Source organism: Paenibacillus sp. FSL L8-0641, from assembly GCF_038006265.1.
GTDB classification, from domain to species: domain Bacteria; phylum Bacillota; class Bacilli; order Paenibacillales; family Paenibacillaceae; genus Paenibacillus; species Paenibacillus polymyxa_D.
The window spans coordinates 4,642,389-4,657,632 of the sequence record NZ_JBBOUW010000001.1; the positions used below are offsets into that span (position 1 = coordinate 4,642,389).

A 15,244-nucleotide genomic window follows, 5' to 3' on the forward strand; every position below is an offset into this window, starting at 1 on the left:
AAATCTAACAGTATTGTAATAATTCTAACGATTTAATTGTAAATTACTTACCTACCGCAAAGTTTTCTAATATATGCTCAAAGCTTTTTACCGTGGAATAATGGATTTTTTGAGCCGTACAGAATACAGGAGAAGCTTTATAATAATTTTCAGTTTGTATTTTGTTGATAATTTTACACATTTTGCTGCGACAATTATTATACATTGCACAGCGAGTACAAGTTCCCTCTTCGTGTTGATTAACTTTATGCAAGTTGGACAATTGCTGTAAATTCAAACCATCAAACACATTGCCCATAGAAAATTCGCTGTGTCCTACCGCATAAATACAAGGATAAATTTCACCTGTGCTGGAGAAATGGAAGCTTGTTAAGCAAGCATCGCAGGCCCCTCTTGGACGGAAGTACTCATTTTTAAAGTTGTATAAATGATATTGCGCATGCCTGAGATCCTTTTCAACCATATAGGTAAAAATATCATTAAGATTATGGTGATAAATTCGCATAAGCTCCTTGTTCCAATGGGGATCGCTTTCATCTATAGCAAAGGTGACAAGCGGGCAGCCTTTCTCAGAAAGATAAATATAGTTTTCAGCAAAATGCATGACGTTGTTAGCCGTAACCGTCATTCTTACACGATAAAATTGTGCTTGGTTGTTTAAATACTCAATAGTCTCCATAACCCGTCTATAACTACCCTGTCCATTTTTATATACCCTATTAAGATCATGGCTTCCCTGCTCGCCATCCACACTTACAGTTAATTGGACATGGTTTACAACATAGTCAAGTATCTCTTTACTGTGAATTGTCCCGTTTGTTGTCATTGAAAAATCAATGTTATTTGAGAATTTTAACTTCAGTTCCTCAATAAAAAATCGAATAATCGGAAAATTAAGCAGTGGTTCCCCCCCATGTAACCCTATATGGATCTTATCATTTTGCTTTTCAGGGTTTGCAGTAAGTACTTTTTCTATAAATTCAATAGCTTTAGTTGCAGTTTTTTGCTCCATCGTTTTTGGTGCTTTGTTAACATAGCAATATTTGCATTTCAAATTACAATCTTCTGTCACCCAAAAGGTGAAATTCATTTTGTCGCCCTCCTTATGAACTTAGTTATTCCAAATTAATTTCTGAAGTTGCTTCTTTTTCCTTTGACAAACGGAATCGAATAACTGTTGATTTTGATACAGATAATAAATATTACTAATGCAGTGATGGCAAAATAAATGAACATCGCAATCAGCACATGGCTCAAAGTTCCAAGGTCGTATACGTTCAATTTGAGCATAATCCGTTGTTAGATTGCTATCGGCTAGGAGTGTTACTATATTATTGTCAAATACATTTCCTAACACAAAATCTACAGACTCCATCAGTCCACCACAGGGGTAAATATTCCCATCCCCCCCGATGAACAATTCCCTTTTTCCAGGTGAACAAAGACGACATGCAACATCTTCTGAGGTGAGATCACCATCAAAAGGTTTCACCGGGAAAATCTCATCGCTATTTTCTCCAGCTCTTCCTTCAGGTGTCATGGTGCGCAATATAGGTTCAACCTTTAATTCCTTGCATAAACTCAAAAATTTTTCTTTTCCCCCATCAAGGGTATAGTTAGTAATTGTCATCGACAAGGCAATTTTTTGTAAACCCTTGCTTTGCAATAATTTAATGCTTTTAATCACCCTATTAAAAACGCCTTTTCCTCTAATTTGGGAACAAGTGTCTTCATCATAACCATCCACACTAAAGGAAACCTTATCTACGTATTCAAGAAGCTGTTCAGCATTTTTCTCAGAAATGAATAGACCATTCGTGGACAACAAAACCATACCATCAAATTTGCTTCTCAGGTACACCAATATATGCATGATATCAATACGCATCATAGGTTCCCCACCAGTTACATTAATAGCCTGAGGGCGAAGGACAACAATTTGATCAATAACCTTTTTTACTTTCTCTGTTGTTAAAGCGTCGGTAAACCTTATATCAGCCGAAGCACTACAATGTTTACAATGTAAATTACACCTATTCGTTAAAGCTAGATATACAACATCAACTGACTCCTTATAAACATCTGATAATTGATCTTCCGTGAGAATGCATTGAATATTCACTAATTCATGAAAAAGATTCGTTAAATTATGAACAACTTCGATATGCTGTGAACTTTTTGCGGGATTTAGTAGCAACTGAATTTCCCCGTTATTAACCATATCCTTTAGCACAAGATAATAAGATTTAGATGTTTTCATATAAATACCTGACTTTGTATTTGCAATAATCACCTGATCATCATGAAATAATTCATGTGAATAAGGATTAAAAACATATGCCACAATCTAATCTCCTTTCGACTAGTTCAAGAATAAGTGATCTACTAAAACTAGATAGACCCATACAATCCAATTGCTTTTTTCTATTAAATACATCATTAAATCCTCTAATAATTGTTGTTATGTCATAATTCGATGCTTTAATGACATAAAAAGATTATGGTGCTACATACAAATGGTTTGTATCGAAGTCTAATAAAATGTATTTCATGACATTAAAAAAGTGGTTTATGTCATGAATATAATAATCAGATATCCAATAGTAAAATAGAAAGTAATGAATAGTTTCACAACGTCAAAGTATAGTACATATTCTTTAACCTATTTCTTTAAAGCTTTTATAATTGCATCAGGAAGGCGGATAAACTTATGTATAAAAAATATAATTGGCTTTTTAAAGGGGTTCACAAATTTCATTTCTTTACTATATTGATATTGGTTTTCCAAGCTTTAGATACAATACTCAGCATGATAATTCCTCAATACATAAGTAGAATTGTTGATGCAGGATTAGTTTCAAAAGAGTTGTCTTTAATTATAAAATTTATAGGTATTACAGTTGGATTATATATATTTTCTCACCTATGTAGTTTAATTTCTGAATTTGTATTTGCAGAATTAGGAAAAAGAATATCTTACAATATGAAGAAGAAGTTATTAGAAAAGATGTTTGTTTTACCAGGAGAAATTATAACTGCTAACAATGATAAATTATTATCTCTGTTTATGAACGACATCGGGATAATCGAAAGATTGATATCCAATGGTATTCCTGTGCTAATATCCAACTTACTTTTTCTAATTGTGATTTGTATCGTATTACTACTTTACAACTACAAATTATTTGCACTTATCCTTTTGATCATGATTTTCACTTTAATTTGTCAAATATTCCTTAATAAAAAAATCACTCAAAAGACTAAATTAGTTATGGAAGCCTACGACAATTCTTTTTTTTATATCAGAAATACCCTTGTTTCACTCCTTTATTCCATCGGAATGGACATAAAGGACTATATTCTTGGAAAGTATATGCCTTTGGAGGGGAAATCACTTGAGGCTAATAGAAAGAGAGTAAACACACTTATAATTGCCTCCACTGTTCCTTCAATCATTACCTCTGTTGGAAGTGTTCTTCTTTTAGGCGTTGGTGCCATTTTAGTAATGGATGGTCAAACCAGCATGGGTATACTAACGGTATTTGTTTATTATTCGAATCAGATTATAGGCCCCATTAAAAGTGTGACAAACTATGTGGCTGCTTGGAAGCAAGCAAAAGTATCTATCGAAAGAATTGAGACCATTATGAAAGCAGATGAGGTGATTTAACATGAATATAGAGTTTAAAGATGTCAGTTATAGTTATAACGGTTTGGAAATGGCACTTTCAAATGTCTCTTTCGTTATTCACGGCCATACTATTTTTTGTCTATCGGGTCACAATGGAGCAGGAAAAAGCACGTTACTAAAATTACTTATAAAAATCAATTGTAATTACACCGGTAAAATTATAATTAATGGCCGAGAATTAAGGGATTGGAAGCGTAAAGATATTATCAAAAAAATAGCAATTTGTTTCCAAGAACCTGTAATGTATGTGGATACCCTATTTAATAATATAACTTTGGGCCAACAGGGTATCTCGGTTGAGAAGTTAAATTATTACATCCAATTATTAGATACCAATAATTTCATTCATAATAATGACCAACAGCAAATTATTGGTAAGAATCTCTCTTTATCTGGAGGGCAACAACAACTAATCTCAATACTGCGGAATATCTATACCAATAAAGAAGTATTAATCTTTGATGAACCAACTTCAAATTTAGATAGTGTTGTAAAAAAGAACTTTATTTCGCTATTAGATGATCTCAAAGAGAGTCATACTATTATATTAATTACACACGACAGTGAAATTGTGAATAATTATGAGCAGGTACTGCTGTAAGCTCAGATCAAGCTACAGTCCTTTCCCGTATAAATCCTTCTCTCCTAAACCGCTTAGAAGTGGTAGGATATTTGTACAGAAATTTTGAAATCAATACGGGAAGACTGCCCCTCTTCACTGCTATTACAGATCCCACAACACAATATTAACGTAAAATTTATGTTCTTCGATTCTTATGTCTATGATTCCTGAATTCTCATTCACAATCTTCCTAACACTTTTTAGACCAAAGCCATGGTTTTTCCTATCCTTTTTTTTAGTTACTAGACTGCTATTTAAAAACTTTGGATTATAGGAATTCGAAACTTCTAAATAAAGTTGCCTTTCATGATACTTAATTTTTATATCAATTGATTTTTCACCTTCAATAATCTTGTCACAGGCCTCTATTGCATTATCCAACAAATTCCCAAATACATTAGCTATGACATTATTGCTCAAAGAAAATTTTTCTGGAAGAAAGCAATCTATAGTTACTAATACATTCTTCTCAGTAGCTAAACTTATCTTTTCAGTGAGCAAATAATTAAGCACATAGTTTGGTGTATATTTCTGAGTTACAGTATTTCCAATATCTGAAAGAATTTCTTTTATAAAAGCATCTGCTTCTTTGTTCCTTTGATCTTTCAACAATCCTTGTAAAGTCAATAATTCATTTTTCATATTATGCCTAATCACACGAATTTCTTTTTGAGATTTCTCCAGGTTATCATAATAATTATTTTTTTTCGCATTATTGAGATTCACTAATTCTTGCTCCATCATTTCTCCATAAGCCTTGTTTAGTTTCTCATGAGTCCATTGCATAGCGATGTTAATTGATAGCACTCCCATTACAGAAATCAGGCTTAAAATTGGGTTAGGACGCTCACCAGATTTTAGAATTAACTCACAATGGCTGCCCAGCATAATAAGAGTAACTATAGGAAGGGAAATCAAAAATACATCTAAACATTTAGATGTATTTCTCTTTCGATAATCATCTACTCTATATATGAAGGGTATCCATAAGAATATAAAAAACTTAATGACTTCTGATAACATAACTTGCATTTCATAATAGTAGGATGAATGCTTAGTTATAAAAAGTAAATCAGGAAAACAAATTTTAATAATAACAAAAGATAGCCCATGAGATGCTATACCTACTAGTATAACGTTTAAACCCCACCAAAACTTTTTCTTCAGAGAGTCATAGTAAAAAAAAAGCACTGTGACTATTAAAATAATATTTGAGATTACATTCGAATTCATATTTAGAAAATTATTATTCACCAATACAACACATAATACTATAAATGTTAATATTAGATTTTTGGTTGTTCGGGAAATATTTCTAACAACAAGTACCTTATTAAGAAGTCCACTTATGGTAATAAGATCAAAAGAATTTAATATAAAATCAAAAATGACTTTTTTCAACTAGTATCTCTTCCTCATATAATTTATCATTTTTTGTTTAAATTCCTTCTTAAATTTTCTACTGATCGGTAATTCCAGATAAGTATCCTGAACTTCTTTGTTTATAATTTGTTTAATTAGAACTTTTTCGCACTTCATTCCTATCACGTATTTCAGATTAATAATATATGAAGCATGAATTTGAGAAAAAATCGTCGGATCAAGTTGACATAGTATTTGTGAAGTAGTCTGATTGCACGTATACTTTTTTGTCTCAGTATAGATGCGAACAGCTCTACCGCATTTTTCAAAGTAAATAATGTCATCTGCATTTAAAACGAGCTTATTTCGTTCGCAACTAAACTCAAAGTAACTGTGCGTGCTATGTAAATAATGGTCCGCTCTTTGGAGAATCTCATAAAAATTACATTCATTTATTGGTTTTAGTATATAATCAAAAGTTTGTACTTTAAATACATCTGGCATATATTCACTATAATTGGTCACAAAAATAATTACAGCTCTTTTATCAAACTCTCTTATCTTTTTAGCTAGACTAATTCCGTCCATATCGGGCATCTCAATATCAAGAAGATAGATATTGTACTCAACTTTATTTTTTGTTACATATTGAAGCAAATTTTCACCATTTCCAAAGGTATCTACTTCTACTTTGGTAAAAGGATATTTTAGTGCTAATTCTTCAATCCGACCCAATTCGACATTTGTATCATCACACAAAGCAATGTTTAACATCCTCACACATCCCTGCATAATCATTATTAATCGCAAAGTATCGTCTATAAATAAAATTGTGAACTTCACATAAATGAATTAATTCTGAGATGTAAGGAATAATTCAAATCCTGAATAATCGGAATATGTATCAAAAAAAGTAATAATAATCACACATATAGTATACCATTTCAAGTAATATACATACAATACTATATTTCTAAATAAATACATTTTTATGTATTTATTTAAAATGAAAAATTTAGGAAGCATTAAGCTGCTGCGCCTCTAAAAGACTACCTAAAACTAAATATCAAGTAAGTACTAACACAGAAGATTATGTGATTAGCTAATCCTCTATCTTAGTACTTGAGTAAATGACAACTTCTTCCAAGTATTTCAATAGCCTAGAAAGAGAACATACATTTAATATATTTATACTGTGATAATCGATTAAGTTATACTTCAACTCTTTTTCTAGGTTGCTCCAAAAATCCACAAAATTATAAAAGGTTATTCCAGATAACCGAGAAATAAATGGCCCTTCATATAAGGAAGAGATGTCAATTTTATGATTAGTAGCTTCATAAATTGCTTTTTCAATAGACCCTCCAAATTTTTTCACCAAATTACTATCAATTTTATTTTCTGACATATCTTTGACTATAGGTATCTCCACTTTATGTAGTAACGCATACTGTTCAAGTACATGATTATAATCAGCAAATGTGATTTTATCTTTATGACTATTGGAAGATAGAATTCGCATACTCCATCCGACACAAAAAGCGTTGGCTTTAGAAGTACCTCTAAAAAAGGCAAATCGTTCGGCAAGTGTATAGACAAAAATTGGAGCCTCATCAAATACGGCTTGGATCTCTTTATTTTTTGAAAACAAAAATGAATCAATTGAACAGAACATTTGTCCATTTACACCAATGACGGTTGGCAAACTAGCTGGATAGCTACTCTGACTACCATTTTTTACAGATACAAAAATAAGTTTATTTTGATCCACTAACTGCTGTGTAATTTGGCTAAGTTGCTGATAGTATCCTTCTGAAGTAACGGAAATGCTTATGCATATATATTTAATATTCAGATTAAGGCATTTCTTCAACGCCACATGCAAGAGTCTGGTACTCGTTTTCCCTTCTTCATTTGCTATTTTTATGATGTAAAATTGAGCCTCATTAAAAATTTGCACAATCGTATCTGCCACAGAAGTTCCATGCCCATGGTCATCCTGAAAATCATTATCCTCGATGATTTCGTCTCCTGAATATTGAAATCTCACTCCGTCTATAACATGTTTACTTAAGCTACGATTCGTCATGTCTATTCCAGTATCAATTATGACTACTTGTTTGTTGTTAAACATAGTCTTCACCTATCCTATCAAATTTATAGAATGCTATATATAAATTAGCACTTTAGTTTGATATAGAATGTGTAAGTGATAAAATAACCAATTTAATGCTATAAAAAGCAAATTTCCGATAAAAATGTATTAAAATTTCAATGCTGACCATTTATAATTACGAGTTACTAGAGTATTCAGCAAGACGAAAAATGACACAATATGCGCTGATTATTACAGTAATATTTCTACATAGATCAACCGTAGTAACCTTATTCATAGATTAACTACAACTTAAGAATACAGGCTATCTGGAAGCAATTAATCTCAATAGTCTGTTAAGGCTCCGTATAAATATTTTAAGAAGGTGATAATCAAAATAATTATATGTCCGGAAAATTAGTTAATCACGCAAAAAAAAATAATTTGGAGGTTCCTTATGATAAAAAAACAAAAATTTCTACCGTTCAAAATAGCTTTTATATTTTGTATGTGTTTGACAAGCTTTTTCATTGCTAATGATACTAACTATGCTGCAGAACATAAGAATTTTACGGCGATAGAGCAAAATGACAATAAATATAACGCAGAATATAAGAATTCTGCGGCGATAGAGCAAAATGACAATAATCCGACTGTTGAAGAATACGAGAATAATGTAAAAGATCTGCCTAGACTGAATGCGAATGAAACCATGGACAAATTCAACTCGGGAGAAGGTTTTTACTTTTATATTGGTAGACCTAGCTGCTCCCATTGTCGTGAATTTTCTCCTATTTTAAAAGAATTTTCTACACATATATCACAGCCCATTTACTACTATAATATGGATGGTGGAGACTGGGGACCGATTATCGGACAATTTCTTAGAGATCATATCGATTTACAAGGGACTCCAACATTAGCATATATTAAAGATGGAAAAGTTGTTGCCCAACAAGTGGGCACAGGACCAAATGCGGATGAATTGCAAACTATTTTCGCTGATTGCCCTCAGTAACCTTTCGCATTTCAAAATGATCGATCCAAATCATTGAAACTTTGACTCGCAAGATGGAGTTCTTTGAAAAAAGATCCTTCTTGCGAGTCTTCTATACTTTATATTTTAATCACAGTTCCCATTCTTCCCGCAGTAGCCCCATTCGGATCGAATCATAATACTCTCCATTATAATATCTGCACTTGCGAAGCCTGGCTTCGAGGGTCATACCCAGCTTCTCTCCAACCTTCATCATCCGATGGTTTCCTGACCATGTTGTAAAGCCTACTCTTACTAGAGGCAATGTATTAAACAAATGCGTGATCCATAGTCGGAGTACCCTCGTACCATACCCACCGCTCCAATACTGCGAATCAAAGATACCTATCCCCATCTCAAGCCATAGGGACGGCTTATGCTCCCAATAGTAACTAACCGATCCAATGACCTTACCCTCCACTTCAATGATCCAAAAGTCATCTTGCCCGATTCGCTTTTCCTTCTCTTTTAAATACTCCTCAAAAGAAAGTGGCTTATGTTCATAATAAGGTGCATCCCACTGCTTCCATTCCGGTGCTTCTTCCTTAAAAGTTAACGTCCAAAGGGCATGTAGATCTTCTTCTCTAACGGGCCTAATTGTTAAATCCTTATCCGTATACATCGAGTACACTCCTTTTATAATAAAATTCATTCTATCTACTTTGGGCTATATTGAGCTTTATTGTATCTGCTTTTGCATTATTTCGAATTTCTATTATTGTCCGTCATGAAACTGTATTGTAGCAAGACCGTAATTTAAGTTGACAAACAATCAAAAATAATATATCTTAATATCAAGATAATAAATATAAAGAAAAGTTTTTCGACTGTTTATTTTGTTTAGAAAAACCTAATCATATAAAAACCAAGGAGGATAATGACATGAAACTATTAGGATTGCATCACGTTTCGGCGATTACAGCAGCAGCGGCTAAAAATGTTGATTTTTACACTCAGGTAATGGGACTTCGGTTGATCAAGAAAACGGTGAACCAAGATGATGTTAGTGTGTATCACCTTTTTTACGGAGATGAGCGTGGAACTGCGGGTACAGAAGTCACTTTCTTTGAAATTCCACATGCGGGACAAACTCGTACAGGAAATAACAGCATTTCAGCTCTCTCCCTACGGGTACCAAATGACAAGGCACTGGATTACTGGAAAAACCGCTTCGAGCAGCTGGATGTAAAACATGGCGAAATTACGGATCAAGCAGGACGCCTGGCACTTTCGTTTGAGGATTTTGAAGGACAACGCTTCTTCCTCGTTTCAGATGAGCATGATCACGGAATGCGTGGCGGCACGCCTTGGGAGAAAAGCCCTGTCCCTGCCGAATACGGCATTGTAGGACTTGGGCCCGTTCATCTGACCATTCCCAAAGCGGAGAATACTATTCTCATTCTTGAACAGGTTATGGGCTTCCGCAAAAAGGGCTCCTATCCTTCCCCTGTTGCTGGACAACCGGATGTGGTCATCTATGAAACGGGTGAAGGCGGTACAGGAACTGAGGTGCATCTGGAAGAGCGCAACGATCTGCCACAAGAGCGACCAGGACGCGGCAGTGTGCATCATGTAGCTTTCCGTGTTGAAACCGAGGAAGAGCTCAAACAATGGGTAGAGCGTATTGGTCAGCTGCAAATTTCCAACTCTGGTTTTGTAGATCGCTTTTATTTCCGTTCCTTGTACTTCCGTGAGCCGAACGGCATTCTGTTTGAATTGGCTACCGATGGACCAGGGTTTGACACCGATGAGGAATTGGAGTTTCTGGGCGAATCCCTATCACTGCCTCCATTTTTGGAGTCGCGCCGTGCTTCGATTGAGGCTAATCTCAAACCACTCAACACCAAACATGAATAAGGTATATTTGCTCTAAAATCACACAAAGCCGGGACTCCTACATCATGTAGAGGTTCCCGGCTTTTTTTCGTGCAACCGCCCTGCTTTTACCTATAAAACATGTCATTTGCATGCTTTTCCGCTTTGACAGGTAAGTGAAATGCCCTTTTTAGTTAGCTTACAGCTTTTTATCATCCACACTGTTCAGCCATGCTTCGATTTCTCCGATTACTGAGGCAATGCAACCATCTTGGAATGGCGAGATGAGTCCAGCCAGCTCAACCAATCCGGTAAAGGATCGACTTCCCCCAGCACGACACAGCTTCAAATAATCTTCCCACGCTGCTGTCCGGTCGATACTCATGCGTTTCCAGAATTGGAACGCGCACAGTTGCGCGAGTGTATAGTCAATGTAGTAGAACGGAGATTGGAAAATATGCCCCTGTTTGTGCCAGAATCCGCCCTGCTCCAGATACTCGTTGCCTTCATAATCCAGATGCGGTTTATACTTACGTTCAATGGAGCGCCATGCGCTTTTACGTTCGGCTGGGGTCCAATCCGGATGTTCGTATACAGCATGTTGGAATTCATCCACGGCTACGCCGTAAGGAACGAACAGCAACGATGAAGATAGATGTTCAAAGTGATATTTGTCCGTATCTTCCTCGAAGAACAGATTCATCCAGGGCCATGCAAAAAACTCCATGCTCATAGAGTGAATCTCAGCCGCCTCCATCGTTGGCCAATGGTACTCGGGAATTTCAAAATGTCGGCTTTCATAGACCTGGAAGGCATGACCTGCTTCATGCGTCAATACGTCGATATCACCGGACGTACCATTGAAATTGGAGAAAATAAACGGCGTGCCATATTCGCTCAAAAATGTACAATAGCCTCCACTTTGTTTTCCCTTTTTGCTGATCAAATCCATTAATCCACGTTCGATCATAAAGCTGAAAAATTCATGTGTTTCCGCTGAAAGCTCCTCATACATGCGTGCTCCATTACGAAGGATCCACTTCGGGTCACCTTTAGGCGTAGGATTGCCTGACAGGAAGTTGAAGCCTTCATCGTAATAGCGAAGCTGATCTACTCCAATCCGTTCGCGCTGGCGCTCCTTCAGCTTGGTTGCCAAAGGAACGATGTGCTTGAGCACCTGCTCGCGGAAATTGGCTACCATCTCGGCATTGTAATCTGTACGTCCTAAGCGGGCATAGCCCAATTCTACGAAGTTGTCATAGCCCAGCTTGTGTGCCATGCGCGTACGTACCTTGACCAATTCATCATAAATTCGATCCAGCTCGTCCTCATGCTCACTCATAAATTGATATTTAGCCTCGGAGGCCTGTTTGCGTGTCTCCCGATTGGTAGCCATTTCAAATGGCAGGAGCTGTGACAATGTGCGTTCTTCCCCCTCGAACGGGATCTTCGCTGAAGCAATCAATTGAGCATATTCCGAAGTCAGCTTATTCTCCTGCTGCAAATCCTCAATAATATCCGGATGGAACGACTTGAGGGCTACCTCGGCAATACTGAAAAGCTGGCTGCCCCATAGACTCTCCAACTCGTTGCGGAATGGAGAATCCACCAATGCCCGGTAGTAATCGGTTACATACTCCTGAATAACCGGCATGAAATCATCAGCGTACTCTTGCTCCGCTTTGTAAAAGGCGTCCTCCGTATTAATGGAGTGCCGAACTTCCACCAATTGCAATTGCGTTTCCACATTACTGCGCAGCTTATTAATCGCATGAATCACTTCATTTTGACGTTCTACGCTGTCCGCTTCACGAAACTGCTGCAACAGTGTTTTAAACCGCTGTTCAATTTCAGGTTGCTCTGGTCGGCTGTAAGCCATTTGGCTGAATAATGTCATTGCTTCGGTTCCTCCTTAAATGTAATAAATCTGATGCCTATTATACAGTACGATTAGACCAAACTGGAAGCTGAAATTCCAATAAAATACAACCTCAAAAGCCGCAATACTATGTATTGCGGCTTTTGAGCCTAATCTAACTTATATATCATAGATGTCGCTGCCTAAAGCAACCTAAATATATATACAGCCTGGTGGGGATTTATAAGTCTCCCTAATGTCGCAGACCTTCATGCTTTATTGGTTTTGCAAACGATGTGCCGCATGCAGGGTTGGACCGACGAATTCATTCAGCTTGAAGCTACCTTCAATGGCCTGTGTAATGAATTTCTTGGCCTGATCCACTGCTTCACGTACAGTCAGCCCTTGTGCCAAACCAGCCGTTACCGCTGCCGAAGTGGTGCAGCCTGCACCGTGGGTAAAGTTTGTTTTTACAACATCGGCTTCAAACCAGTCAAAAGTGATTCCGTCATATAGCAGATCCATCGCTTTACCTGCACGAATTTTGCCACGGTCCTTGATCAGTACATGCTTAGCTCCACGCTCATGGATAATCGCAGCCGCTTCCTGCATCTGCTCCAGTGTCGTGATCGGTCCATTCTTCGCCAGTTGCGAAGCCTCGAACAAGTTCGGTGTTACCAGGTCAGCGCCAGGGATCAACAATTCCAGCATCGCCTCTGTATTTTCCGGCTGAAGCACTTCATCCGTGCCTTTGCAGACCATGACCGGGTCAATTACGATCCGCTTCAAATCATGCTTTTTCAAATGGCTGGCTACCAGCTCGATAATTTCAACGGAACCAAGCATGCCGGTTTTCATCGCATCAAAGCCGATACCTTCCAATACAGTACGCAGCTGCGCTTCTACCACATCCAACGCAACAGGATATACAAGATGGTCCCAGGTTTTAGGCCCCATCGCTACTACGGTTGTCAATACGGTCATACCATATACGCCAAGCTCCTGAAAGGTTTTCAGGTCTGCCTGAATACCCGCTCCACCGCTTGTGTCGGAGCCGGCTATCGTTAATGTTTTGGGAATCGTCATTTGTTCATGCTCTCCTTCACTTTCTGTGCTGCATTTATCCTAATCCCGCTTGCGAAACTTGTCAACGCGCAATACGATCCTCTCTATGCTAAAAGTCACAAGCGACGGCAGCAGCTAAAAAACGAGAACATCCCCTTTTGAAACGGGAATATCCTCGCAATAACGTGTTATATGAAGAATTTGAAGGAAATTTAGAATTATAAATATCCGCCGGTACTGTGATCATAGGCATGATTCTTTTCATTTGCACGTACGCCCAGGCATAGGCTCTGATACAATTGCTGCTGTTCCGGTGTAGCAAAATTCCGATGCTGCTCAAATAAAGCCATACAACCAATGATATGTTCGGTATAGCTATTATCAACAGACAATTGCAAGCAATGCAGTGTTTGTCCCACTCCCTCGGGGTAATCGCCTTTTCGGAAATAATATTCTGCAAACACCTTACAAAAGGATGCAAAACGAAATGCATTAAAGTGCTTGCGATAATGAGTGTCCCATCGTTCCGGTGCAAGCTCCCAGAAGTTCTTGAGTTGCTGACTAAACAGTCCCAGTTCGGCATCCAAGAAATAACCGAACCGGTTCGCCGATTCGAGCAAGGTGTTCAAGCCTTCCAATGTCTCATCCGGATGCTCGCGCAGGTAAGTAATATATTCATAGATTGCAGAAGTGTTGCCCATTTTAATTTCAATACAAAGTCGGTTGCCCTGTGCATATACACGATGCAAGTTGACCACTTTCCAGCCTTCTTCGTCTAAACCCTCAAACCAGCTCAAATCTGCATAACCTTCAATCCATTGCTTGGATTCCTCATATCTACCCTGAAACTCATAGCAACTGGCCTTGAGCAGATGCCCCTGAGCATAGTAATAAACGAGCGGCTTAAGCAGCTCCAGGTGCTCATCTCCGAAACGGTTCCGATTGCGATACAATGCCTGCGCCAGCTCTCTTAGCTCGTCCGCATACATTTCCATCTCGGACCATTGCATTTTTAAAGCAAACACTTGAGATAGCATATGTAAGCCTTCCAATGCGTAAATTTCCGGTAGACGACTACGGTACAAATGGAATTGTACAGCAGCCTTCAAGTTCCGTTGGTTATCCTTAATCTGAATCTGGAATATACGGAAATAGCTGATCGCCAATCGTTCAGAGTGGGTATACTTCTCACTTTCGATGACACAATCATACAGAAGCATGGCGGCTTCATGTCTGCCATCCTCAAACATCGCTTCTGCGGTCTCAAAAATGGCAGGAACGTTCGATAAATCGTCCATCAAATAGGCAAGTACACTGCGTATACACTCCAGCTTGTTCAACTCTGAACAACGCAGGAGAAACGGACGCAACCTCCTCCAGTGCGGCAAGGAATGAATAAAACATTCATCAACATACATCTCGAACAAAGATCCTTCTTCCAATCCCATGGCCTCGGTAATCAGATCAAGCTGATTGACTGAGATCGGCCGTGGTGGGTTCCGATTAAGTATACCGCTAAGTGTACCCGGATTTACCTTGGAAGCATCTGCAAAAGACTGCATTGAAATGCCTTCAGTTTGAATATACTTTTCTATTTCTGCGCGGATCGTGGTGTTTTTTTCCAAAGGGACACCCCCTCAAACGAATGATGGTGACTTTTTCATTACCTTTTAAACCAAAATTTGTTTAATCAAAGTATA

Annotated in this window: 13 protein-coding genes; 4 read left to right on the forward strand and 9 right to left on the reverse strand. The window is 37.5% G+C overall.

All coding sequences use genetic code 11. From position 1 onward, the window contains the following. Window positions 1–43: 43 nt before the first annotated feature. The gene (locus MKY16_RS21105; RefSeq protein WP_340956899.1) at window positions 44–1,090 is read right to left on the reverse strand and encodes a radical SAM/SPASM domain-containing protein; all 1,047 of its coding nucleotides are present in this window, start codon (window positions 1,088–1,090) and stop codon (window positions 44–46) included. A 21-nt stretch (window positions 1,091–1,111) separates the two neighbouring features. Next, window positions 1,112–2,344, reverse strand: a complete 1,233-nt coding sequence (locus MKY16_RS21110; RefSeq protein ID WP_340956900.1) for a radical SAM/SPASM domain-containing protein — start codon at window positions 2,342–2,344, stop codon at window positions 1,112–1,114. A gap of 366 nt (window positions 2,345–2,710) precedes the next feature. Between MKY16_RS21110 and MKY16_RS21115 the strand changes: the two genes are divergently transcribed. Then, window positions 2,711–3,670: an ABC transporter ATP-binding protein gene (locus MKY16_RS21115; protein ID WP_340956901.1), complete on the forward strand. Its 960-nt coding sequence runs from the start codon at window positions 2,711–2,713 to the stop codon at window positions 3,668–3,670. A gap of 1 nt (window position 3,671) precedes the next feature. After that, the gene (locus MKY16_RS21120) at window positions 3,672–4,292 is read left to right on the forward strand and encodes an ABC transporter ATP-binding protein (protein ID WP_340956902.1); all 621 of its coding nucleotides are present in this window, start codon (window positions 3,672–3,674) and stop codon (window positions 4,290–4,292) included. A gap of 123 nt (window positions 4,293–4,415) precedes the next feature. Here the strand turns inward: MKY16_RS21120 and MKY16_RS21125 are convergent, their stop codons facing one another. From MKY16_RS21125 to MKY16_RS21135, 3 genes are all read right to left on the reverse strand, one after another. Beyond that, the gene (locus tag MKY16_RS21125) at window positions 4,416–5,714 is read right to left on the reverse strand and encodes a sensor histidine kinase (RefSeq protein WP_340956903.1); all 1,299 of its coding nucleotides are present in this window, start codon (window positions 5,712–5,714) and stop codon (window positions 4,416–4,418) included. Next, window positions 5,715–6,449: a LytR/AlgR family response regulator transcription factor gene (locus MKY16_RS21130; RefSeq protein WP_340956905.1), complete on the reverse strand. Its 735-nt coding sequence runs from the start codon at window positions 6,447–6,449 to the stop codon at window positions 5,715–5,717. 328 nt (window positions 6,450–6,777) lie between these two features. Next, window positions 6,778–7,809: a S8 family serine peptidase gene (locus MKY16_RS21135; RefSeq protein ID WP_340956907.1), complete on the reverse strand. Its 1,032-nt coding sequence runs from the start codon at window positions 7,807–7,809 to the stop codon at window positions 6,778–6,780. Between the two features lie 418 nt (window positions 7,810–8,227). On the opposite strand from MKY16_RS21135, the gene MKY16_RS21140 reads away from it, so the two are divergent. Next, on the forward strand, window positions 8,228–8,788 hold the full coding sequence (locus MKY16_RS21140; RefSeq protein ID WP_340956909.1) for a thioredoxin domain-containing protein: 561 nt from the start codon (window positions 8,228–8,230) through the stop codon (window positions 8,786–8,788). Between the two features lie 109 nt (window positions 8,789–8,897). Here the strand turns inward: MKY16_RS21140 and MKY16_RS21145 are convergent, their stop codons facing one another. Beyond that, window positions 8,898–9,428 carry a GNAT family N-acetyltransferase gene (locus tag MKY16_RS21145; RefSeq protein ID WP_340956911.1) on the reverse strand — a complete coding sequence of 177 codons (531 nt, stop codon included), beginning with the start codon at window positions 9,426–9,428 and terminating at the stop codon, window positions 8,898–8,900. Window positions 9,429–9,688: 260 nt separating this feature from the next. Between MKY16_RS21145 and MKY16_RS21150 the strand changes: the two genes are divergently transcribed. Then, window positions 9,689–10,663 (forward strand): ring-cleaving dioxygenase, encoded by a 975-nt coding sequence (locus MKY16_RS21150; protein WP_029519287.1) that lies wholly within the window; start codon window positions 9,689–9,691, stop codon window positions 10,661–10,663. Between the two features lie 157 nt (window positions 10,664–10,820). Here the strand turns inward: MKY16_RS21150 and MKY16_RS21155 are convergent, their stop codons facing one another. The 3 genes from MKY16_RS21155 to MKY16_RS21165 form a co-directional block, all read right to left on the reverse strand. Further along, window positions 10,821–12,518 carry a M3 family oligoendopeptidase gene (locus tag MKY16_RS21155; RefSeq protein ID WP_029519289.1) on the reverse strand — a complete coding sequence of 566 codons (1,698 nt, stop codon included), beginning with the start codon at window positions 12,516–12,518 and terminating at the stop codon, window positions 10,821–10,823. A gap of 237 nt (window positions 12,519–12,755) precedes the next feature. Continuing rightward, on the reverse strand, window positions 12,756–13,565 hold the full coding sequence (gene thiD, locus MKY16_RS21160; RefSeq protein ID WP_029519291.1) for a bifunctional hydroxymethylpyrimidine kinase/phosphomethylpyrimidine kinase: 810 nt from the start codon (window positions 13,563–13,565) through the stop codon (window positions 12,756–12,758). Window positions 13,566–13,762: 197 nt separating this feature from the next. Beyond that, window positions 13,763–15,169 (reverse strand): DNA-binding protein, encoded by a 1,407-nt coding sequence (locus MKY16_RS21165; protein ID WP_340956912.1) that lies wholly within the window; start codon window positions 15,167–15,169, stop codon window positions 13,763–13,765. Between the last annotated feature and the right edge of the window lie 75 nt (window positions 15,170–15,244).

Excerpts from the sequence above, each read along its gene's own strand:
- MKY16_RS21130 (WP_340956905.1), bottom strand. The coding sequence starts at position 6,449 with ATGTTAAACATTGCTTTGTGTGATGATACAAATGTCGAATTGGGTCGG.
- MKY16_RS21115 (WP_340956901.1), top strand. The coding sequence starts at position 2,711 with ATGTATAAAAAATATAATTGGCTTTTTAAAGGGGTTCACAAATTTCAT.
- MKY16_RS21145 (WP_340956911.1), bottom strand. The coding sequence starts at position 9,428 with ATGTATACGGATAAGGATTTAACAATTAGGCCCGTTAGAGAAGAAGAT.
- MKY16_RS21120 (WP_340956902.1), top strand. The coding sequence starts at position 3,672 with ATGAATATAGAGTTTAAAGATGTCAGTTATAGTTATAACGGTTTGGAA.
- MKY16_RS21150 (WP_029519287.1), top strand. The coding sequence starts at position 9,689 with ATGAAACTATTAGGATTGCATCACGTTTCGGCGATTACAGCAGCAGCG.
- MKY16_RS21155 (WP_029519289.1), bottom strand. The coding sequence starts at position 12,518 with ATGACATTATTCAGCCAAATGGCTTACAGCCGACCAGAGCAACCTGAA.
- thiD (WP_029519291.1), bottom strand. The coding sequence starts at position 13,565 with ATGACGATTCCCAAAACATTAACGATAGCCGGCTCCGACACAAGCGGT.
- MKY16_RS21140 (WP_340956909.1), top strand. The coding sequence starts at position 8,228 with ATGATAAAAAAACAAAAATTTCTACCGTTCAAAATAGCTTTTATATTT.
- MKY16_RS21135 (WP_340956907.1), bottom strand. The coding sequence starts at position 7,809 with ATGTTTAACAACAAACAAGTAGTCATAATTGATACTGGAATAGACATG.
- MKY16_RS21105 (WP_340956899.1), bottom strand. The coding sequence starts at position 1,090 with ATGAATTTCACCTTTTGGGTGACAGAAGATTGTAATTTGAAATGCAAA.